The sequence below is a fragment of the Pseudomonas jinjuensis genome (assembly GCF_900103845.1).
In the GTDB taxonomy this organism is placed as follows: Bacteria; Pseudomonadota; Gammaproteobacteria; order Pseudomonadales; family Pseudomonadaceae; genus Pseudomonas; species Pseudomonas jinjuensis.
Window position 1 is genome coordinate 268,184 of the sequence record NZ_FNIJ01000001.1, and the last position, 21,622, is coordinate 289,805.

Sequence of the window (21,622 nt, forward strand, 5' to 3'; positions counted from 1 at the left end):
AGGCTAAGGGGAACAGATGACCGGGGAGAGCGCAGCCAAGAAGGGCAGCATGGGGTTCTGGAGCTGTACCGCCCTGGTCATCGGCAACATGGTCGGCTCGGGAGTTTTCCTGCTGCCGTCCAGCCTGGCGGCGTATGGCGGTCTCAGCCTGTTCGGCTGGCTGGTATCGAGCACCGGCGCGGTGCTGCTGGCCTTCACCTTCGCCCGGCTGGCGCGGCTCAACCCCGGCGCCGGCGGGCCCTACGCCTATACCCGCGACGGCTTCGGCAGCTTCGCCGGCTACCTCTGCGCCTGGACCTACTGGAAGGCCGCCTGGATCGGCAACGCGGCCATCGCCGTGACCCTGGTCGGCTACCTGCGGGTGTTCATCCCGGCGCTGGCCGACCCGATCCTGATGGTCGCCACGGCGATCGGCTCGATCTGGTTCTGCACCTTCGTCAACCTGCGCGGCATCGGCGCCTTCGCCGTGATGCAGAACGTCCTCACCGTGCTGAAGCTGGTGCCGCTGCTGCTGGTCGGCATCCTCGGCTGGTTCCATTTCAATCCTGAATACCTGAGCATTCCGGCGCGCGCGGAGTTGCCGGGCATGGGCTACGCCCAGGCGATCGCCACCACCGCGGCGCTGACCCTGTGGTCGTTCATCGGCCTGGAGTCGGCCACCGTGCCGGCCGACGACGTGCGCGACCCGAAGCGCACCATCCCGCGCGCCACGCTGTTCGGCACCCTGGCCGCGGCGGCGGTGTACATCCTGTCGATCACCGCGGTGCAGGGCCTGATGCCGCCGGAGGTGCTGGCCCGCTCCACCTCGCCGTTCGCCGACGCCGCGCGCATCCTGCTCGGTGACTGGGGCTACTACCTGGTGGCCGGCGGCGCGGTGATCGCCTGTCTCGGCGCACTCAACGGCTGGGTGCTGCTGCAGGGGCAGATTCCGGTGGCGCCGGCGCGCGACGGGCTGTTCCCCGAATCCCTTGGCAAGCTGAACAGGAACGGCGCGCCGGCCAACGGCCTGTGGGCCTCGGGGCTGCTGGTGACGGTGCTGGTGCTGGTCGATGGCCACGGCGATCTGGTCGACGTGTTCAACGTGATCATCCTGCTCGGCACCATGACCGGCGTGGTGCCCTATGCCTTCTGCACCGCCGCGCTGCTGCAGCAACTGGCGGTCAGGCCCGAGGACTTCTCGGCGCGCTCGCGGCCGCGCCTGGTGGCGATCGGCACGCTGGGCTTCCTCTATTCGCTGTGGGCGCTGTACGGCACCGGCCAGCAGGCGATCTTCTGGGGCTTCCTGGTGCTGATGGCAGGGATTCCCATGTACACCTGGCGGCAATGGCGCAACCGCATGAACGGCGTGGCGGTCACCGCTCCAGACTGAACCGCGCGAAGGAAAGTCAAGAGCGGGCCCCCAGGATCGGCGGCCCGCTGCCGGTTTTGCGAGCGGCTTCATGACCGCTCCCGTGGCCCGCGTCACATACCCCGTGATCGACTTTCGCCCTTGCCTTGTTATAGTGGCGCGGATTTGCCGACCACAAGAATCGCATCAGGGCAGAGCAGGAGTTCCCCCGTGACCGAGTACAAAGCCTTCCGCGTCGAACTCGTCAACAAGATCGCCCACGTGGCGATCAACCGTCCCGAAAAACTCAACGCCATGAACGAGGATTTCTGGAAGGAAATCGTCGACATCTTCCGTTGGGCCGACGAAACCGATGAAGTCCGCGTGGTGGTGCTGAGCGGGGCAGGCAAGCACTTTTCCGCCGGCATCGACCTGATGATGCTGGCCCAGTCCGCCAGCCGGCTGGGCAAGGACGTCGGCCGCAACGCCCGCATCCTGCGCCGGCGCATCCTCGAACTGCAGGAATCGTTCAATGCCGTGGATCGCTGCAGCAAGCCGGTGATCGCGGCGATCCAGGGCTACTGCCTGGGCGGCGGCATCGACTTGATCTCCGCCTGCGACATGCGCTACTGCTCGCTGGACGCGCAGTTCTCGATCAAGGAAATCGACATGGGCATGGCCGCCGACGTCGGCACCCTGCAGCGCCTGCCGCGCATCATCGGCGACGGCATGATGCGCGAGATGGCCTACACCGGGCGCATGGTCGGCGCCGAGGAAGCCCAGCGCATCGGCCTGGTGAACCGCACCTACGCCGATCACACCACGCTGCTCGACGGCGTGTTCGAGCTGGCCTCTCAGATCGCCGCGAAATCGCCGATCGCCGTCAGCGGCACCAAGCAGATGATCCGCCACGCCCGCGACCAGCGCATCGAGGACGGCCTCGAATACGTCGCCACCTGGAACGCGGCCATGCTGCAGTCGGCCGACCTGCAGGCGGCGGTCGCCGCGCACATGAGCAAGCAGCAGCCCGAATACGCTGATTGATACCCTTCCAGGCGTGCGCACAGGAGGCGCAGCAGGCGATGGTTACAGGACTTACCTCCCTGAGTCTGGTGCGCGACGAGCTGTTCGCCACCATGGAGCAGGCCGAGCAGAATCTCGAGCATTTCATTGCCGAGCGACAGAACGGCAGCCTGCTGCAGCACGCCGTGGAATGCCTGGACCAGATCCGCGGCACGCTGAACCTGATCGAACTGGTGGGCGCCGAACTGCTGGCGCAGGAAGCCCTGCGCCTGGCTACCGACATTCCCGCCGGGGCAGGGGAGGAGCGCGACGGCCAGCTCGCCGCCCTCGGCAACGCCCTCTACGTGCTGCGCCGCTACCTGGAAAACCTCGAAGCCCAGCGCCTGGAAATCCCCGAACTGCTGTTGCCGGCGATCAACGACCTGCGCCTGGCGGCCGGCCATCCGACCCTGCCGGAAAGCTTCTTCTTCAGCGCCCGCCTCGATCTGCCGCGCCCTGCAGCAGGCGAGGCGAAGACTCCGTCGGCAGAGAACCGCGAGCGCGAGTTGCGGCGCATGCGCCAGATGTACCAGATCGGCCTGCTCGGTCTGGTGCGCGAAGACAACCTGTACGGCGGCATGAAGCTCATGAGCCGCGCGCTGGGGCGCCTGGACGAGGTGCTGGGCAGCGGCGCGCGCTCGCGCCTGTGCTGGATCGCCGCCGGTGCGCTGGAGGCCCTGGTCGACGCCCAGATGCTGCCGCGCAAGCCGCGCAAGCTGCTGTTCGCGCGCATCGACCGGGAATTGCGGCAGATGCTCTCCAGCGCGAATTACGAGGCGCCGCGCGGCCTGCTCAAGGAGCTGCTCTACCTGGTCGCCATGGCCGACAGCAACGGGCCGCGCGCCAGCCAGCTGCGCGAGGTGTTCGGCCTGGCGCCGCTGCCGTTCACCGATCACCTGCTGGAAGACGAGTCGCAACGCCTGTCCGGCCCCGGCCGGGCGGTGCTGCGCTCGCTGTCGGCGGCGATCCGCGAGGAACTGGCGGCGGTCAAGGACCAGCTCGACCTGATCGGCCGCGGCGCCTACCAGCCCGAGGCGCTGGTGGCGCTGCACGTGCAGCTGGGCAAGCTCGGCAAGACCCTCGGCATGATCGGCCTGAACTCCGCGGCCAAGGTCCTGCTCGCCCAGCTGACCCCGGTTTCCTCCTGGGTCGCCCGCGGCGCGGTGGAATCCCCTGCGGCGCTGGATGCGCTGGCCGACGTGCTGGTCTACGTGGAAAGCGTGGCCGGCAACCTGGAACGCGGCGATAACATGGCAGCCCGCGCCGAGCCGAAGATCGACCAGGAGCCGGAATCCTTCGCCGCCCACCAGCTCGCCGAGGCGCGCATCGTGGTGATCGAGGAAGCCCAGGCCGGACTGGCGCTGGCCAAGCGGGCGATTTCCGCCTACCTCGAATCCAACGGCGACAAGCTGCACCTGGCCAACGTGCCGTCGAGCCTGCAGGCGGTGCGCGGCGGCCTCTGGTTCCTCTCCCAGGAGCGCGCGGCGCTGCTGCTCGGCGCCTGCGCCGACTACATCCAGCGGCAGATGATCGAGTCGGCGCAGATGCCCTCGGAACAGATGCTGGAAACCCTCGCCGACGCCCTGACCGGCCTCGAATACTATCTTGAGGGTGGCGCCGTGCTGCGGCCGCAGGGCCAGCCGGACGTCCTCGACATCGCAAGCGAAAGCGTCAAGGCGCTGGGAATGGAGGTGAGGTCCTGATGCGTACCGGCCGTTGGGAAAATGCACTGCTCGATCCGTCCGCCGCCGGCGGCTGGGCCGTCGCCCATTGCCGGCAGCAGTTCCTCGGCGACAGCAATGGCGTGCTGTTCCCCCGCGAATGGCTGAAGCGCCAGGACCTGAGCGTGCTGTCCGAACACGGCATCGGCCATTTCGATGGCGACCCGGTGTTCCTGCTGGAAATCGACCAGCCCTACCCGCTGGACGGCTGCAGCTGGATCGGCCTGCGCCAGTTCATGATGCAGGCGGAGAAGGACATCTTCGCCATGCTCGGCTTCGCTTCGCAGATCGGCACCTGGGCGCGGGAGAACCGCTTCTGCGGCGGCTGCGGCCAGCCGATGCAGCGCATGCCGCGGGACCGCGCGATGCTCTGCGAAAGCTGCGGCATCCAGCGCTACCCGCTGCTCTCGCCGAGCATGATCGTGCTGGTGACCCGTGGCGACGAACTCCTGCTGGCCCGCTCGCCGCGCTTCGTGCCGAGCATGTACAGCACCCTGGCGGGCTTCGTCGAGCCCGGCGAGACGGTGGAGCACTGCGTGGCGCGCGAGGTGCGCGAGGAAGTCGGGCTGGAGATCGGCAACATCCGCTACATGGGCAGCCAGTGCTGGCCGTTCCCGCATTCGCTGATGCTCGGCTTCCATGCCGAATACGTCAGCGGCGAGATCGTCCCCCAGGCGGACGAGATCGAGGATGCCCAGTGGTTCGGCATGGATGCGCTGCCGCTGCTGCCGGCGGAGCGCTCCATCGCCCGCTACCTGATCGAACTGTTCCTGGCGCGCCGCTCAGGCCGCGCCGAACCAGTGCTGCCAGACTAGGCGCACGGTCAGCGCCAGCACCACCAGGATGAACACCGGGCGGATGAACTTCGCACCGCCGCCGATGGCGGTGCGCGCGCCGAGGTAGGCGCCGATCATCAGCGAGCCGCCCATGCTCAGGCCCATCAGCCAGAGCACCTTGCCGGAAGCGACGAACACCGCCAGCGAGACGATGTTGCTGACGAAGTTCATGCTGCGCGCCACGCCGCTGGCGCGTACCAGGTCGAGCGGATACATCAGCAGCGTGCTGACCGTCCAGAACGCGCCCGTGCCGGGGCCGGCGACGCCATCGTAGAAGCCCAGCGACAGCCCCTGCGGCCACTGGCGGCCTTGGGCGACGTGCGGATTGGCGTCCAGCGGCGCCTCGGGCGTCTTGCCCAGCAGCAGGTATAGGCCGCAGGCGAACACCACCACCGGCAGCAGCCGGTTCAGCCATTCCGCCGGGAGGAAATGCACGCTCCAGGCGCCGAGTGCCGCGCCGATGGCGGTGGCGACCAGGGCGTTGCGCCACTTGCCCGGATCGAACAGCTTGCGCCGGTAGAAGGTGAAGCTGGCGGTGGCCGAGCCGAAGGTCGCGCTCAGCTTGTTGGTGCCCAGCGCCAGGTGCGGCGGAACGCCGGCGGTGAGCAGGGCGGGAATGGTCAGCAGGCCGCCGCCGCCGGCGATGGCGTCGATGAAGCCGGCGAGGAAGGCGACGGCGGCGAGAATGGCGAGGGTGAGGGGATCCACGGCGAGTTCGAGGGGCATTGAAGGTCCAGTCTGTTTCCGGGGGCTGGCTGGCCGCGCGCATGCGGGGTGCGCATAATGCCGCCAATTGTAGAGGGAAGGAATCGATTCCATGCAGTACGACGGTCTTGCCTGGGCGTTCGCGCTGGTCGCGCTTCTGGCCGTGCTGGTCGCCGCGCGCATCCTCTTCGACCGCCACTGGTTCCTCGGCTGGCTGCGCGGTTGCGCGGGGCTGGCCTGCGTCGCCGTCGCCGTGCTGCTGGCGCTGGCCGGCTGGGACCTGGGCAGCTACGCCACGCTGCCCCAGGAGCGGCCGCTGGCGACCCTGAGCTTCAAGCGGGAGGCGCCGCAGCGCTATCAGGTGAAAGTGCTGGAGGGCAACCACGAGCGCACGGTCGAGCTGGACGGCGACCTCTGGCAGCTGGACACCCGCATCATCCGCTGGAAGGGCCTGGCGGCGCTGCTCGGGCTGCAACCCGGCTATCGCCTGCAGACGCTCGGCGGGCGCTTCTTCGCCATCGAGGAGCAGACCCGGGCGAAGCCCGTGGCGCTGGCCGGGAGTTCCCGTGGCGTGGACGTCTGGCGCTGGCTGAACGAAGGCCGGCACGACCTGTTCCTGCTGGAGGCGAAGGCGGGGCGGGTGAACTTCCTGCCGATGGCCGACGACGCGGTGTTCGCGGTGCGCCATGGGCCGGTGGGGCTGTATGCCGAGCCGATGAACCAGGCGGCGCAGCAGGCGATGCGGGAGTGGAATTGAAGGGGCGCCATACCCTGTAGGAGCGATCCGATTGCCATCCCACGCCGGTGTGGCCGGATGGGAACGTAGGGTGGATGAGGCTTTTTTCATCCACCATTGCGGGGCCGCATGCGCGGCCATGGTGGATCGATGGAGCCGATCCACCCTACGTTGGAGCGCGCGCGGCGGGTCTCAGGCGAGGTAGCCACCATCCACGTTCAGCGACACGCCGGTGGTGTAGCTGGACGCGTCGCTCGCCAGGTACAGCACCGCGCCGGCCATCTCGCTCGGGTCGGCCACGCGCTTGAGCGGGATGCGGGTCAGCGCGCTGTTGCGGATGGCGTCGTTCTTCACCAGGGCGGAGGCGAATTTGGTGTCGGTCAGGCCCGGCAGCAGGGCGTTGCAGCGGATGCCGAACTGCGCGCACTCCTTGGCGAAGACCTTGGTCATGCTGATCACCGCGGCCTTGGTCACCGAGTAGATGCCCTGGAATTCGCCGGGGGTGACGCCGTTGATCGAGGCGACGTTGATGATGCTGCCGCCGCCGTTCTCCTTCATCAGCTTGCCGCCTTCGATGGACATGAAGTAGTAGCCGCGGATGTTCACGTCGACGGTCTTCTGGAAGGCGCCCAGGTCGGTTTCCAGCACGTTGCAGAACTGCGGGTTGGTCGCGGCGTTGTTGACCAGGATGTCGAGGCGGCCGAACTGCTCGCGAATCTGCGCGAAGACGCTCTGGATCTGCTCCATCTCGCCGATGTGGCAGGCGATGGCGGTGGCCTTGCCGCCGTCGGCGACGATCGCGTCGGCGACCGCCTGGCAGCCGTCGATCCTGCGGCTCGAGACGATCACGTGGGCGCCCTGCTGGGCCAGCAGCCTGGCGATGGCTTCGCCGATGCCGCGGCTGGCGCCGGAGACGAAGGCGATCTTGCCGTCGAGGTCGAACAGGTGGGTCTTGGACATGTTATTCCCCTTGAGTGATTCGGATTACAGGCGGGATCTGGCGATGACCTGCAGGCACATCTGCTCCAGCAGCTTGTTCATGCCGATGAACTGGGCGAAGCGCTTGTCCTTCGTCTGGCCGTGGAAGTAGCGGTAGTAGATCTGCTGGACGATGCCGGCCGTGCGGAACAGGCCGTAGCAGTAGTAGAAATCGAAGTTGTCGATGCGGATGCCGGCGCGGTCGGCGTAGTACTCGACGAACTCACTGCGGCTCAGCATGCCCGGCAGGTGGCTGGGCTGGCGGCGCAGGAGCTGGATCGGCGCCGGATCGTCGGCCTCGATCCAGTAGGCGAGGGTGTTGCCCAGGTCCATCAGCGGATCGCCGATGGTGGTCAGTTCCCAGTCGAGCACGCCGATGATGCGTATCGGGTTGTCGCGATCGAGGATCACGTTGTCGAAGCGGTAGTCGTTGTGCACGATGCCCGGCTTGTGGTGGTCGGCCGGCATCTTGTCGCGCAGCCAGGCCCTGGCGACTTCCCAGCCCGGTGCGTCCGGGGTCATGGCCTTCTCGTAGCGGTCGCTCCAGCCTTCGATCTGGCGCTTCACGTAGCCTTCCGGCTTGCCGAGATCGGCCAGGCCGCAGGCGTCGTAGTCGACGTTGTGCAGTTCCACCAGCTTGTCGATGAAGCTCAGGCACAGCGCGCGGGCCTGGCTTTCGTCCAGCGTCAGCCCCTCGGGCAGCTCGGCGCGCAGGATGATGCCGTCGACCCGCTGCATGACGTAGAACTCGGAGCCGATCAGCGCTTCGTCGGTGCAGTGCAGGTAGGCCTTCGGGCAGTAGGGGAAGCCGGCGTTGAGGCGGTTGAGGATGCGGAACTCGCGGCCCATGTCGTGCGCCGACTTGGCCTTGTGGCCGAACGGCGGACGGCGCAGCACCAGCTCCTGGTTGTCGTACTGCAGCAGGTAGGTCAGGTTCGAGGCGCCGCCGGGGAACTGGCTGATCCGCGGTTGTCCCTGCAGGCCGGGGATATGCGCCTTGAGATAGGGATCGATGACGGCAGCGTCGAGTTCTTCGCCTTCGCGGCTGCGGATGGTCTGGTCGGTCAACGACATGTCGGGCCCTTTTGTTATCTGTCTCGGCATCTGGCGGCACGCTCGCCAGCCTGGGAAATCCACCTGCCGTATCAGGAACGGCAATGATGGTGTGCTTCGATAATTGGCTAATCTAATGTCCGCTCCCCGCCCTCACAAGCGCGACGGGCCGTTATTGGCGAGGGTGTTGGACGTCGATCAAACAGCCTGATTCGCCCGTCACGACTGGGCTGGCGGACGAAAAAAAACCGGAGCGCGAACTCCGGTTTTTCTGCATTCCTGGGTGGCCTTCAGGCTCAGACCGGGAACAGCTCGCCCAGCTTCAGGGCCAGCATCATGTCGCCTTCGGCGCGCAGCTTGCCGGCCATGAAGGCCTGCATGCCGTCGGTCTCGCCGCTGGTGATGCCCTTCAGGGTCTCGCTGTCCATGATCAGGGTGACGTTGGGGTTCTCGGCGTCGCCCTGTACCACCTGGCAGGTGCCGTCCTTGACGACCAGGTAGTGGTTGTCGCCGTCGTCGATGTTGAACTGGAACACCAGATCCAGGCCGGCGGCGGCGCTGGCGTTGAACTTGCTCTGCATGGTGGAGACGATGTCAGCAACTGAGGTCATGGTTCTATTCCTTTTCCAGGTTTCTTGATGCGATCCGTGAAATCGCAGTGGGCCGGGTTCATCTATAGGTGATGAGCTCCGGCGACTTCAACAGTTCGAGATGCACGTGACTGTTGAAGGAAGCCAGGGCCAGTTCGTCGCCGCGGAATTTCAGGCGGCTCAGCGAAGTGTTGACGATCTGCCAGTTGAGTTCGAAGGCGTTCAGCGGCGGCACCCTGGTGACCAGCTGGAGCATGGCGGTGATGGTGCCGCCGGAGGTGAAGATGCCGATCTTCTCCCTGCCGCTGGCCTGCTCCAGCACGCGCTGCAGGCCGTCCTGCACGCCTTCGAGGAAATGCTGCCAGCTCACCAGGCCGTCCTTCTCGTGTTCGCCGGAAATCCAGCGCGAGACCACCAGGGAGAACAGGCGCTGGAACTCGGCGCGATGTTCGGCGGCGTTGCGCATGATGTGCAGCGCCTGCGGTTCCGCATCGAGCAGGTCGGGCAGGTGGGCGCGGATCACCGCGTCGGCGTCGAATTCGTTGAATGCGGAATCGACTTCCAGCTGCGGCACAGCGATGCCGGCTTCGGCGATGCGGCCGAGCGCGGCTTCGGCGGTGTGGCGCTGGCGCTGCAGGTCGCCGCTGATGCAGCGGTCGAACTGGATGCCGAGGCTCGCCAGGTGCGTGCCGAGGATTTCCGCCTGGCGCACGCCGGTGGGCGAGAGCTGGTCGTAGTTGCTGGAGCCGAAGGAGGCCTGGCCGTGACGAATCAGGTAGATGGAGCCCATGCGAGGACCTCGGCCTGTATGAAAAGTCTGGCGAGGTTATGAGGAAGCCCTGGGGCTGTCAACGAAAAATCATACGTTTGTTTGAATTGCATTCGCCCCCCTGATATGGCCGCTGCGGGGCGGCATGGTTATGCTTGCGGGTCTGCATGCGGCGACTGCATCGAGGAGGGAGTGTGGAGTTTCTAGCCGATTACGCAAGTTTCCTGGCCAAGACCTTTACCGTGCTGGTGGCGGTGGTGGTGATCCTGGTGGTCGTGGCCGCCCTGCGCGACCGGGGCCGGCGCACGGGGGGCGGACATCTCGACGTGCGCAAGCTGAACGACTTCTACAAGGAGCTGCGCGAGCGGCTGCAGCACAGCGTGCTGGACAAGGATCGCTTCAAGGCCCTGCGCAAGGCCGAGGCCAAGGAAGCCAAGCGGGCGAAGAAGGCCGGCGAGCAGAAGAACCGCGTCTATGTGCTGGATTTCGACGGCGACCTCAAGGCCTCCGCCACCGAGCACCTGCGTCATGAGGTGACCGCGCTGCTGAGCATGGCCACGCCCCAGGACGAGGTGGTGCTGCGCCTGGAAAGCGGCGGCGGCATGGTGCATGGCTACGGCCTGGCGGCGTCGCAGCTGGCGCGCATCCGCGAGGCCGGCGTGCCGCTGACGGTGTGCGTGGACAAGGTGGCGGCCAGCGGCGGCTACATGATGGCCTGCATCGGCCAGAAGATCCTCTCCTCGCCGTTCGCCATCCTCGGCTCCATCGGCGTGGTCGCCCAGTTGCCCAACGTGCACCGGCTGCTGAAGAAGCACGATATCGACTTCGAGGTGCTCACCGCCGGCGAATACAAGCGCACCCTGACGGTGTTCGGCGAGAACACCGAAAAGGGCCGGGAGAAGTTCCAGGAGGACCTGGAAACCATCCATGAACAGTTCAAGGGCTACGTCGCCCGCTATCGTCCGCAGCTGAGCATCGAGGAAGTGGCGACCGGCGAGGTCTGGCTCGGCCAGGTGGCGCTGGGCAAGCAGCTGGTGGACGAGATCCGCACCAGCGACGAATACCTGGCCGCCCGCGCCCGCGAGGCCGACGTCTATCAGTTGAGCTTCGTGCGCAAGAAGAGCGTGCAGGAGCGCTTCGGCATCGGCGCCTCCGCGGTGATCGACCGGGTCCTGGTGACCTGGTGGGAGCGCCTGGCGCGCAACCGCTTCTGGCAGTGACAACGAACGACGACGAACAGGAAGCTGAAGAGATGAGTGGATTCAAGGCGCTGTGGGTGACCGAGACTGACAATGGCGGATTCGCCCAGCAGGTCGTCGAGCGGCAGATCGCCGACCTGCCGGCGGGCGAGGTGCTGGTGCGCGTGCGCTATTCCTCGCTGAACTACAAGGATGCGCTATCCGCCAGCGGCAACCGCGGGGTGACCCGCAAGTATCCGCACACGCCGGGCATCGATGCCGCCGGCGTGGTGGAGGAATCCTCCTCGGCGCAGTTCGCCGCCGGCGACGAGGTGATCGTCACCGGCTACGACCTCGGCATGAACACCGCCGGCGGCTACGGCCAGTACATCCGCGTGCCTGCCGCCTGGCTGGTGAAGCGCCCGCAAGGGCTCGGCCTGCGCGAGGCGATGATGCTCGGCACGGCCGGCCTGACCGCCGCGCTGTGCGTCGACAAGCTGGAGCGTTCCGGCGTCATGCCGGCTTCCGGTCCGGTGCTGGTCACCGGCGCGACCGGCGGCGTCGGCAGCATCGCGGTGATGCTGCTGGCGAAGCTGGGCTATAGGGTGGCGGCTGCCACCGGCAAGCCCGAACAGGCGGAACTGCTCAGGCGCCTCGGCGCGCAGCAGATCGTCGATCGCGCGGCGGTTGCCGAGGGTGGCGACAAGCTGCTGCTCAAGGAGCAGTGGGCCGGCGCGGTGGATACGGTCGGCGGCGACATCCTGTTCAACGTAGTGAAGTCGCTGCAGTACGGCGGTAGTGTGGCCGCCTGCGGCCTGACCGCCGGCGCCTCGTTCAAGGCCACGGTGATGCCGTTCATCCTGCGCGGGGTGAACCTGCTGGGCGTCGACTCGGTGGAACTGCCGCTGGCGGTGAAGGCGGCGATGTGGGACAGGCTGGCCGGCGCGTGGAAGCTGGATGGGCTGGAGCAGCTGGTGCGCGAGGTTGGGCTGGATGAGCTGCCGGGGGAGATCAGGAAGATCCTGGCTGGCGGTCAGACGGGGCGGGTGGTGGTGAATCTTGGCTGAGTAATGGGTCGCAGGCATGGCCCGCTCCTACAGGTGAGCGGCTTATCGTTCCCACGCTCCTGCGTGGGAATGCAGCTCTCGACGCTCCTGCGTCGAAAGGGACGCGGGAGCGTCCCCGGATGGGTTCCCACGCGGGAGCATGGGAACCATAAGAAAAACGCCCCGCATTTGCGGGGCGTCTTCGTTTCACGCTGCCTCAGGCCGGCTGCTGGCGGCGGCGGAACAGCGGTTGCGGCTGCTCCACGGAGGTCTGGTAGACCTCGCGGAAGTCGTCCAGGCTGGCCAGCGCGTCATGCGGGTCGCGGTCGGCGCGGATGGCGTAGGCGTCGAAGCCGCAACGGCGCATGAAGAACAGCTGGTCGCGCAGCACGTCGCCGATGGCGCGCACTTCGCCCTTGTAGCCGTAGCGCTCGCGCAGCAGGCGCGCGGTGCTGAAGCCGCGGCCGTCGGTGAAGGCCGGGAAGTTCACGGCGATCACCTGGAACTTGTCCAGGTCGTCGGCGATGGATTCCGGCTCTTCATCGCTGTCCAGCCATACGCCGAGGCCGCCGTCGCGGCCGCGCAGGGCGGGGCCGTGTTCCAGCCACAGGGCCAGCGGGATGATCACGTCGTCGCAGTTCGGCACGCTTTCCAGCGTCGCGTCCTTGGGAAGCAGGTGCCAGCGATCATCTACGACTTCGCGGCCCTTAATGATTCGCTGCATATACGCGCTCCTTGAACAGGTCGATGCCGATGCGGCGGTAGGTATCGAGGAAGCTTTCCTCCTCGCTGCGCTGTTCGACGTAGACCTTGATGATCTTCTCGATCACGTCGGCCATTTCATCCTGGGCGAAGGACGGGCCGAGGATCTGCGCCAGGCTGGCCTCGCGGCTGGCGCTGCCGCCGAGGGACACCTGGTAGAACTCCGCGCCCTTCTTGTCCACGCCGAGGATGCCGATGTGGCCGACGTGGTGGTGGCCGCAGGCGTTCATGCAGCCGGAGATGTTCAGGTCGATTTCGCCGATGTCGAACAGGTAGTCGAGATCGTCGAAGCGGCGCTGGATGGCCTCGGCCACCGGGATCGACTTGGCGTTGGCCAGGGAGCAGAAGTCGCCGCCCGGGCAGCAGATGATGTCGGTCAGCAGGCCGATGTTCGGCGTGGCGAAGCCGTTCTCGCGCAGTTCGCCCCAGAGGGTGAACAGCTGCGACTGCTCGACGTCGGCGAGGATGATGTTCTGGTTATGGCTGTTGCGCACTTCGCCGAAGCTGTAGCGGTCGGCCAGGTCGGCGATGGTTTCCAGCTGCTCCGCGGTGACGTCGCCCGGCGAGGTGCCGGTGGGCTTCAGCGACAGGGTCACGGCCACGTAGCCGGGCTTCTTGTGGGCGAAGGTGTTGCGCGAACGCCAGCGGGCGAAGCCGGGGTGCTCGGCGTCCAGGGTGGCGAGGGCGGCGTCCTGGTCTTCCAGGGCCTTGTAGGCCGGGTCGACGAAGTGCGCGGCGACGCGGTGCACTTCCGCTTCGGTCAGGGTGCTCGGGCCGTCCTTCAGGTTCGCCCATTCGGCATTGACGCGCTCGGCGAAGACATCCGGACCCAGTGCCTTGACCAGGATCTTGATCCGCGCCTTGAACTTGTTGTCGCGGCGGCCGTAGCGGTTGTACACGCGCAGGATGGCGTCGAGATAGCTGAGCAGGTGCTGCCAGGGCAGGAATTCGTTGATGAAGCTGCCGACGATCGGGGTACGGCCGAGGCCGCCGCCGACCAGCACGCGGAAGCCGAGTTCGCCGGCTGCGTTCTTCACCGCTTCCAGGCCGATGTCATGCACTTCGATGGCGGCGCGGTCGCTGGCGGCGCCGTTCACGGCGATCTTGAACTTGCGCGGCAGGTGGGCGAATTCCGGGTGGAAGGTCGACCACTGGCGGATGATCTCGCACCACGGACGCGGGTCGACCACCTCGTCGCGGGCGATGCCGGCGAACTGGTCGGTGGTGGTGTTGCGGATGCAGTTGCCGCTGGTCTGGATCGAGTGCATCTGCACGGTGGCCAGCTCGGCGAGGATGTCCGGCACGTCTTCCAGTTCCGGCCAGTTGAGCTGCACGTTCTGGCGGGTGCTGATGTGCGCGTAGCCCTTGTCGTAGTCGCGGGTGATCTGCGCCAGCTTGCGCACCTGGCGCGAGGACAGCAGGCCATAGGGCACGGCGATGCGCAGCATGGGCGCGTAACGCTGGATGTACAGGCCGTTCTGCAGGCGCAGCGGGCGGAATTCCTCACCGGTCAGTTCGCCTGCCAGGTAACGGCGGGTCTGGTCGCGGAACTGCTTGACGCGGTCTTCCACGATCCGTTGATCGTATTCGTCGTAAACGTACATGGGTGATCCTGTGGTCAGGCTACAGCGTCGTCTGAACGCGCACGGCTACGCGCTCCACGCAGAGTGGGCCGCAAGATACCAGCTAGGGAATATGCGTAAAAGTGATGTTTGAGTATATGGCGAGAACTTTCTGTTCTAAGTGCAGGAAGTTACTTTCGATTTCATTGATTCATGCCTGTTCCCGGCCAGCCTGGAGCCTGCCGAGGGCAGCCGGCAGGCTGGCGAGAACCGATCGGCGGTAGCCGCTCAGGCGTCCCGGCCATGGGCGCTGTCGGCCAGTTGGCCGGCGTCCACGCGGACGAAGATGGAGTCGCCGATCGCCGTCAGTGTCTCGCCGGCATAGACCTCGCAGATGATCCGGGTCTTGCGCCCGACCTCGCCGTCGGCCCGGGCGCGCAGGGTCAGCGGCACGCCCATCGGGGTGGGCTTGATGTACTTCACGCCGAGGCTGCCGGTGACGCATTCGATGCGCGGCTGGCTGCCCGGCTCGCGGCCTTCGGCGCGGTAGTGGCAGGCCATCGCCGTCCAGTTCGAGTGGCAGTCCACCAGCATGGCGATCAGGCCGCCGTAGACCAGCTCCGGCCAGCCGGTGTACTTGGCTTCCGGCAGGTGCTCGGCCATGACGTGGATGCCGTCCTCATGCCAGTAGCTCTTGATGTGCAGCCCGTGGGGATTGCCGGAGCCGCAGCCGTAGCAGACGCCTTCCGGAGCGACGATGTCCTGCAGTGAAGCGATTTCCATTGCGCAGCCTTCATCTGTAGCGAAAGACGCCAACTATCGGCCTTTTCGGCGCTTTTGCAAACCGTCCCGCTCATCCTTGAGGGTTATGGCGGGCTGGTCTTAACTGCAGGTGTGGTCCACCGATAAACAATAACAAGGGGGAAACATGAGTCAGGAATCCAGCAACAACCGCGACAGCGTCGTCGACGCCCGCGCCGCATTCATTCTGATCCTCCTGGCGGTGGCGACCGCCGTCTTCTGGGTCAGCCACCAGTAGCAGCAGCCACGAGCCCCGCGAGGGGCTCTTCGTCTTTTCCCTGGTTACAGGCCGCTCGCCTTCAGCACCAGCTGCACCACCCCGTACAGCACCAGCACGAACACCAGCGTGAACAGCACGCCCAGCGCGATGAAGTGGCTGGCCTTGCCATGGCTGAAGTCGCGCGCGCGGTTCTTCCCGCTCTGCACGCCGAAGGCGGCGGCCACCACGCTGTGCAGCATCTGCCAGAAGCTTGGCGGTTTTTTCTGCGGTTCGTCGTTCATCGTTGCCACTGGTTTCTCCTTTTTATCCGTGGTCATTCAATTGTAGGGGGCATCCTCGCGATAGCTCGGTCGGTCGCGGGCATGGCCCGCTCCTACAGTTCGATCTGCGTCCACTGCCGCTTCTGCCACATTACCGCGAAGATCGCCGAGGCCAGCCCGCGCTGGATGATCTGCATACTCCAGATCGCCAGCAGTCCGCCGCCCAGCACCGGGCCGACCAGGTAGGCCAGCGGCAGGAAGAACAGCCACTGGTTGCCCAGGCTCACCGCCATCACCGTGCGCGTGGCGCCGGCGCCGAGCAGGGCCTGGGTGAGCACCAGGGCGGTGGCGTCGATGACCATGCCGATGCCGGTGATCGTCAGTGGCAGGCGGCCCAGTTCGATCAGCGTGGGGTCGCGCATGAACAGCTGCAGGATCGCCTCCGGGAACAGCCAGAACGGCGTGCCGAGCAGCGCCAGTCCGCAGGCGGCGACCTTCACCACATCCCAGCCCCAGCGGTGTGCGGCGTCGAAGTCGCCTTCGCCCATGCTCTGGCTGACCAGGGTGGTCGCCGCCATGCCCAGGCCGATGCCGGGCAGGATCAGGAACAGCGCGAGGTTGATCAGCACATGGGCCACCGCCAGCTCGCGGGTGCCGACCTGGCCGATGATCCAGAACAGCAGGGTGATGCCGGCGGCGAAGAAGAACTGCTGCAGCGAGTTGGGCAGCGACAGCCGCAGCATGGTGCGCACCTCGCGCTCGCACGGGCGGCGGGCGAGGAAGCCGCGGTGGCGGGCGTCGCGCCAGGTCAGCGAGGCGTAGGTCAGCGAGCCGAGGTACAGCGCCAGGGTGGTGCCGAAACCGCTGCCCACTGCGCCCATGCGCGGCAGGCTGAACAGGCCGTGGATCAGCGAGTAGCTGATCAGCGCGTTGGCCAGGTGCATCACCACCAGGGTGCGCATGTACATGCCGGAGCGGCGGGTGCCGTTCCAGTAGCCGCGGAAGGAGAAGTTCAGGCCGACGGCGAGCACCGACAGCGAGCGCAGCTCGAAATAGGGCGTGGCGACGGCCAGCACCTCGGGATCGTCGGTCAGGCTGCGCACGATGGGATCGGCCAGCAGCAGGCAGAGCAGGGTGACCGGCAGGGAGATGCCGAGGGCAACGAGGATTCCGCAGTTCAGCGGGTCGGCCAGTTCGCCGTTGCGTCCCTCGCCACGCCGCCGCGCCACCAGCGCCTGCACGCCGGCGCCCAGCCCCATGACCAGCGAGATGGCGACGAAATTGGCGTAGCTGCCGATACCCACCCCGGCCAGGGATTTCTCGCCGAGGTGCCCGACCATGGCGGCATCCACCAGGTTGAGCAGGCTCTGGCTGAGCATCCCGCCGATGATCGGCAAACCGAGGCCGAGAATGTTCTGAAGACGCTGGCGCTCGAGCATGATGTCCCTGCTGCTTGGTCGTCAGTGGTCCGGCGATTGTTCTCGATGCGCGGGGCAGCATGCCGGTCGCTGCGCGCCTGCAGGAAAGACTAGCCCAAGGCCTCCTCGACTGCCCGGCGTGAGGCATGGGTGGCGAACGGTGAGGAGTCGTGTTGCAGATGCAGGGCGAATGAAGCGGAACGCTTCATCCGCCGGCAAGGCCGCGCCGATGGGGTGGCGGATAACGCTGGCGCGTTATGCGCCCTACCTGGACATTCCAGCGAAACCGCCTAGAGCCAGCTTGCTGGCGAACCGGGTTTTCCCTCAATGCTGGCGTGGAAGGCGAGCACGGCAATCGCCAGCAAGCTGGCTCCTACAGGTCGAGGCAGGGACTGACCTGTAGAAGCCGGGCCATGCCCGCGACATCCGCAGGATGGGGCGGGACGCAGGAGCGTCAGGCCTGCGCTTCCTCGCCTTCTTCCCAGTCGAAGAAGTTGTGCCAGCAATCGCTCAGCGGGCCGATCTCGTGGTTCTTGCACCACGGCTGGGCGTCCATCCACTGGCGGGTCTTTTCGCGGTCCTCTTCGGTCATGCTGCCGACGCCGGCCTGGCACAGGTAGCCGGTGATTTCCGACTCGTCCGGGTTGCCGCCACCGCCGAAGACCCAGCCCTGGGCCTCGACGAAGTCGATCAACTGGTCCAGCGCACCGTCGAGATCGGTGGTGGCGCTGTCGTAGGTCAGTTCGAAGGTGAAGCCGAATTCCTGGAATTCGTCCAGGCGCAGTTTCTTGCGCAGGCGGCGCTTGCGCGGTTTTTCCATCTGTTCGGGGGTGAGGAATTTCATTATCGAGCTCCTGGGAATCAGTTGTCGTAGCCGAGGTTCGGTGCCAGCCAGCGTTCGCTGACCGCCAGGTCCTGGGCCTTGCGTGCGCTGTAGCTTTCCACCTGGTCCCTGTCGATCTTGCCGACGGCGAAGTACTGCGCCTGCGGATGGGCGAAGTACCAGCCGCTGACGGCGGCGGCGGGGAACATGGCGAAGTGTTCGGTGAGGGTCACGCCGCTGGCGCCGGACTTGTCCAGCAGCTCGAAGAGGGTGCCCTTCTCGGTGTGGTCCGGGCAGGCCGGGTAGCCGGGCGCCGGGCGGATGCCGACGTACTGCTCCTTGATCAGCGCCTCGTTGTCGAGGTGTTCGTCCTGTGCGTAGCCCCAGTATTCCTTGCGCACGCGCTCGTGCAGCCACTCGGCGCAGGCTTCGGCGAGGCGGTCGGCGAGGGCCTTGACCATGATCGAGTTGTAGTCGTCGCCCTTGGCCTGGTAGGCCCTGGCGACTTCCTCGGCGCCGATGCCGGCGGTGGTGATGAAGCCGCCGACATAGTCCTGCACGCCGCTGTCCTTCGGCGCGACGAAGTCGGCCAGGCTCAGGTTCGGCTTGCCGTCCGGCTTGACGGTCTGCTGGCGCAGGTGGTGCAGGGTAGCCAGCGTCTCGCCGTTGTCGCCGTAGACCTCGATGTCGTCGTCCTGCACCTGGTTGGCCGGCCAGAAGCCGAACACCGCGCGGGCCTTGATCAGCTTCTCGTCGATCAGCTTGTTCAGCATCGCCTGGGCGTCGTTGAACAGCGAGGTCGCCGCTTCACCCACCACCTCGTCGGTGAGGATGCGCGGGTACTTGCCGGCGAGGTCCCAGGAGATGAAGAACGGCGTCCAGTCGATGTATTCGGCCAGGGTGCGCAGGTCGATGTCTTCCAGCACCTTGATGCCGGTGAAGGAGGGCGTCGGTGCCGTGTAGCCGGCCCAGTCGAAGGTCGGCTTGTTCGCCACCGCCTTGATGTAGGGCAGGCGCTCGGTGCGCGCGCTGCGGTTGGCGGTGCGCTCGCGGACTTCGGCGTAGTCGGCGCGGGTCTTGGCCACGTAGTCGGGCTTCAGTTCCTTGGACAGCAGGGTGGTGGCCACGCCCACCGCGCGCGAGGCGTCGGTGACGTAGACCACTGCGTCGTTGTGGTACTGCGGGTCGATCTTCACCGCGGTGTGCGCCTTGGAGGTGGTGGCGCCACCGATCATCAGCGGCAGCTGGAAGTTCTGCCGCTGCATTTCCTTGGCGACGTGGACCATCTCGTCCAGCGACGGGGTGATCAGGCCGGACAGGCCGATGATGTCGCACTTCTCGGCGATGGCGGTCTGCAGGATCTTCTCCGCCGGCACCATCACGCCGAGATCGACGATGTCGTAGCCGTTGCAGCCGAGCACCACGCCGACGATGTTCTTGCCGATGTCGTGCACGTCGCCCTTCACCGTGGCCATCAGGATCTTGCCCTTGGCTTCCGGCTTGTCGCCTTTCTCCGCTTCGATGAAGGGAATCAGGTGGGCCACCGCCTGCTTCATCACGCGGGCGGATTTCACCACCTGCGGGAGGAACATCTTGCCGGCACCGAACAGGTCGCCGACCACGTTCATGCCGGACATCAGCGGGCCTTCGATGACCTCGATGGGGCGCGCGCACTTCTGCCGGCACTCCTCGGTGTCTTCGACGATATAAGTGGTGATGCCCTTGACCAGCGCGTGCTCGAGCCGCTTCTCGACGCTATGGCTGCGCCATTCCTCGTCCTCGACTTCCCTGGCCGCGCCGCCGCCCTTGTACTTGTCGGCGATGGCGAGCAGCGCTTCGGTGGCGTCCGGGCTGCGGTTGAGCACCACGTCCTCGACCTTGTCGCGCAGCTCGGCCGGAATCTCGTCGTAGATTTCCAGCTGGCCGGCATTGACGATGCCCATGGTCAGGCCGTTCCTGATCGCGTAGTAGAGGAACACCGAGTGGATCGCCTCGCGCACCGGGTTGTTGCCACGGAACGAGAAGGACACGTTGGACACCCCGCCCGAGCTCAGCGCGTAGGGCAGGTTGTCGCGGATGTAGGCGCAGGCGTTGATGAAGTCGACCGCGTAGTTGTTGTGTTCCTCGATGCCGGTGGCGACGGCGAAGATGTTCGGGTCGAAGATGATGTCTTCCGGCGGGAAGCCCACTTCGTTGACCAGGATGTCGTAGGAGCGCTGACAGATTTCTTCCTTGCGCGCCTGGGTGTCGGCCTGGCCGGCTTCGTCGAAGGCCATCACCACCACGGCGGCGCCGTAGCGCTTGCACAGGCGGGCGTGGTGCTTGAACTGCTCGACGCCTTCCTTCATGGAGATGGAGTTGACGATGCCCTTGCCCTGGATGCACTTCAGGCCGGCCTCGATCACTTCCCACTTGGAGGAGTCGATCATGATCGGCACGCGGGAGATGTCCGGCTCGGAGGCGATCAGGTTGAGGAATCGAACCATGGCCGCCTTCGAGTCCAGCATGCCCTCGTCCATGTTGATGTCGATCACCTGGGCGCCGGCTTCCACCTGCTGCTGGGCGACTTCCAGGGCTTCCGCGTAGTTCTCCTCGCGGATCAGCCGGGCGAACTTCGCCGAGCCGGTGATGTTGGTGCGCTCGCCGACGTTCACGAACAGCGAGCTGCGGTCGATGGTGAACGGCTCCAGGCCGGACAGGCGGCAGGCCTTGGGTATTTCCGGAATCACCCGAGGCGGATGCTTGGCGACCGCCTTGGCGATGGCCTCGATGTGCGCCGGGGTGGTGCCGCAGCAGCCGCCGATGATGTTGAGGAAGCCGGAGGCGGCGAATTCTTCCACCACCACGGCCATTTCCGCCGGGGTCTCGTCGTACTCGCCGAAGGCGTTCGGCAGGCCGGCGTTGGGGTGGGCGGAGACGAAGGTTTCGGCCTTGGTCGCCAGCTCTTCCAGGTACGGGCGCAGTTCCTTGGCGCCGAGCGCGCAGTTCAGGCCCACCGAGATCGGCTTGGCGTGGCGCACCGAGTTCCAGAACGCCTCGGTGGTCTGGCCCGACAGGGTGCGGCCGGAGGCATCGGTGATGGTGCCGGAGATCATGATCGGCAGCTCGACGCCGAGCTCTTCGTAGACGCCCTGCACGGCGAAGATCGCCGCCTTGGCGTTGAGGGTGTCGAAGATGGTCTCGATCAGGATCAGGTCGGCACCGCCCTCGATCAGGCCGCGGGTGGCCTCGCTGTAGTTCTCCACCAGTTCGTCGAAGGTGACGTTGCGGAAGCCGGGGTCATTGACGTCCGGGGAGATCGAGCAGGTGCGGCTGGTCGGGCCGAGCACGCCGGCGACGAAGCGCGGCTTGTCCGGGGTTTCCAGGGTCTTGGCATCGGCCACTTCACGGGCCAGGCGCGCGCCCTCGACGTTCAGTTCGTAGACCAGCTCTTCCATGCCGTAGTCGGCCTGGGAGACCTGGGTGGCGTTGAAGGTGTTGGTTTCGAGAATGTCGGCGCCGGCGTCCAGATAGGCCTTCTCGATGGCCTGGATCACGTCCGGACGGCTCAGCAGCAGCAGGTCGTTGTTGCCCTTCACGTCGCTCGGCCAGTCGGCGAAGCGGGTGCCGCGGTAGTCCTCTTCCTGCAGCTTGTAGCTCTGGATCATGGTGCCCATGCCGCCATCGAGGATCAGGATGCGTTCCTGGAGGGCTTTCTGGAGGGCTTGCAGGCGGGCGGCACGGTCGGACATGGGGAACTACCTGGATTCTTCTGGGTGTGGCAACGGAGCGCAGA

The 21,622-nt window shown here is 66.3% G+C and carries 19 protein-coding genes; 7 read left to right on the forward strand and 12 right to left on the reverse strand.

The window, feature by feature from the left end; translation table 11 throughout:
- The first annotated feature begins 16 nt into the window (after positions 1–16).
- From BLR75_RS01270 to nudC, 4 genes are all read left to right on the forward strand, one after another.
- The gene (locus BLR75_RS01270; RefSeq protein ID WP_084310393.1) at positions 17–1,369 is read left to right on the forward strand and encodes an amino acid permease; all 1,353 of its coding nucleotides are present in this window, start codon (positions 17–19) and stop codon (positions 1,367–1,369) included.
- Positions 1,370–1,558: 189 nt separating this feature from the next.
- Entirely contained in the window at positions 1,559–2,371 is an 813-nt protein-coding gene (locus tag BLR75_RS01275) for a crotonase/enoyl-CoA hydratase family protein (RefSeq protein WP_084310392.1), read from the forward strand.
- 38 nt (positions 2,372–2,409) lie between these two features.
- Positions 2,410–4,092, forward strand: coding sequence for a FimL-related protein (locus tag BLR75_RS01280; protein ID WP_084310391.1), 1,683 nt, complete (start codon positions 2,410–2,412; stop codon positions 4,090–4,092).
- Positions 4,092–4,925 carry an NAD(+) diphosphatase gene (gene nudC / locus BLR75_RS01285; RefSeq protein WP_084310390.1) on the forward strand — a complete coding sequence of 278 codons (834 nt, stop codon included), beginning with the start codon at positions 4,092–4,094 and terminating at the stop codon, positions 4,923–4,925. Before BLR75_RS01280 ends, nudC begins: the two co-directional genes overlap by 1 nt.
- On the opposite strand, the gene BLR75_RS01290 is transcribed toward nudC, so the two are convergent.
- The gene (locus BLR75_RS01290; protein WP_084310389.1) at positions 4,893–5,672 is read right to left on the reverse strand and encodes a TSUP family transporter; all 780 of its coding nucleotides are present in this window, start codon (positions 5,670–5,672) and stop codon (positions 4,893–4,895) included. The two genes, nudC and BLR75_RS01290, sit on opposite strands and share 33 nt — an antisense overlap.
- A gap of 91 nt (positions 5,673–5,763) precedes the next feature.
- Between BLR75_RS01290 and BLR75_RS01295 the strand changes: the two genes are divergently transcribed.
- Positions 5,764–6,408 (forward strand): hypothetical protein, encoded by a 645-nt coding sequence (locus BLR75_RS01295; protein ID WP_084310388.1) that lies wholly within the window; start codon positions 5,764–5,766, stop codon positions 6,406–6,408.
- Between the two features lie 171 nt (positions 6,409–6,579).
- Here the strand turns inward: BLR75_RS01295 and BLR75_RS01300 are convergent, their stop codons facing one another.
- The 4 genes from BLR75_RS01300 to BLR75_RS01315 all read right to left on the reverse strand — a co-directional run bounded on the left by BLR75_RS01300 (position 6,580) and on the right by BLR75_RS01315 (position 9,798).
- Complete coding sequence (locus BLR75_RS01300) at positions 6,580–7,347, reverse strand: SDR family oxidoreductase (RefSeq protein ID WP_084310387.1); 768 nt, start codon at positions 7,345–7,347, stop codon at positions 6,580–6,582.
- A 24-nt stretch (positions 7,348–7,371) separates the two neighbouring features.
- Positions 7,372–8,439, reverse strand: coding sequence for a phosphotransferase family protein (locus tag BLR75_RS01305; RefSeq protein WP_084310386.1), 1,068 nt, complete (start codon positions 8,437–8,439; stop codon positions 7,372–7,374).
- A gap of 275 nt (positions 8,440–8,714) precedes the next feature.
- On the reverse strand, positions 8,715–9,029 hold the full coding sequence (locus tag BLR75_RS01310) for an SCP2 sterol-binding domain-containing protein (RefSeq protein WP_084310385.1): 315 nt from the start codon (positions 9,027–9,029) through the stop codon (positions 8,715–8,717).
- A 58-nt stretch (positions 9,030–9,087) separates the two neighbouring features.
- The gene (locus tag BLR75_RS01315; RefSeq protein ID WP_084310384.1) at positions 9,088–9,798 is read right to left on the reverse strand and encodes a histidine phosphatase family protein; all 711 of its coding nucleotides are present in this window, start codon (positions 9,796–9,798) and stop codon (positions 9,088–9,090) included.
- A gap of 173 nt (positions 9,799–9,971) precedes the next feature.
- On the opposite strand from BLR75_RS01315, the gene sohB reads away from it, so the two are divergent.
- Positions 9,972–10,997 (forward strand): protease SohB, encoded by a 1,026-nt coding sequence (gene sohB / locus BLR75_RS01320; protein ID WP_084310383.1) that lies wholly within the window; start codon positions 9,972–9,974, stop codon positions 10,995–10,997.
- 32 nt (positions 10,998–11,029) lie between these two features.
- Complete coding sequence (locus tag BLR75_RS01325; protein WP_084310382.1) at positions 11,030–12,022, forward strand: YhdH/YhfP family quinone oxidoreductase; 993 nt, start codon at positions 11,030–11,032, stop codon at positions 12,020–12,022.
- A gap of 196 nt (positions 12,023–12,218) precedes the next feature.
- On the opposite strand, the gene BLR75_RS01330 is transcribed toward BLR75_RS01325, so the two are convergent.
- From BLR75_RS01330 to metH, 7 genes are all read right to left on the reverse strand, one after another.
- A complete protein-coding gene (locus tag BLR75_RS01330; protein ID WP_084310381.1) occupies positions 12,219–12,725 on the reverse strand; it encodes a DUF934 domain-containing protein in 507 nt (168 codons plus the stop codon).
- Positions 12,709–14,367 carry a nitrite/sulfite reductase gene (locus BLR75_RS01335; RefSeq protein WP_084310380.1) on the reverse strand — a complete coding sequence of 553 codons (1,659 nt, stop codon included), beginning with the start codon at positions 14,365–14,367 and terminating at the stop codon, positions 12,709–12,711. The genes BLR75_RS01330 and BLR75_RS01335 overlap by 17 nt, the downstream gene beginning before the upstream one ends.
- A gap of 246 nt (positions 14,368–14,613) precedes the next feature.
- Positions 14,614–15,108, reverse strand: coding sequence for a PaaI family thioesterase (locus BLR75_RS01340; protein WP_084310379.1), 495 nt, complete (start codon positions 15,106–15,108; stop codon positions 14,614–14,616).
- 300 nt (positions 15,109–15,408) lie between these two features.
- The gene (locus tag BLR75_RS01345; RefSeq protein WP_084310378.1) at positions 15,409–15,627 is read right to left on the reverse strand and encodes a DUF2970 domain-containing protein; all 219 of its coding nucleotides are present in this window, start codon (positions 15,625–15,627) and stop codon (positions 15,409–15,411) included.
- Between the two features lie 92 nt (positions 15,628–15,719).
- Positions 15,720–17,045: an MATE family efflux transporter gene (locus BLR75_RS01350; RefSeq protein ID WP_084310377.1), complete on the reverse strand. Its 1,326-nt coding sequence runs from the start codon at positions 17,043–17,045 to the stop codon at positions 15,720–15,722.
- A gap of 433 nt (positions 17,046–17,478) precedes the next feature.
- Positions 17,479–17,868 (reverse strand): 50S ribosome-binding protein YggL, encoded by a 390-nt coding sequence (locus tag BLR75_RS01355; protein WP_084310376.1) that lies wholly within the window; start codon positions 17,866–17,868, stop codon positions 17,479–17,481.
- Between the two features lie 17 nt (positions 17,869–17,885).
- Positions 17,886–21,578, reverse strand: a complete 3,693-nt coding sequence (gene metH, locus BLR75_RS01360) for a methionine synthase (protein WP_084310375.1) — start codon at positions 21,576–21,578, stop codon at positions 17,886–17,888.
- Between the last annotated feature and the right edge of the window lie 44 nt (positions 21,579–21,622).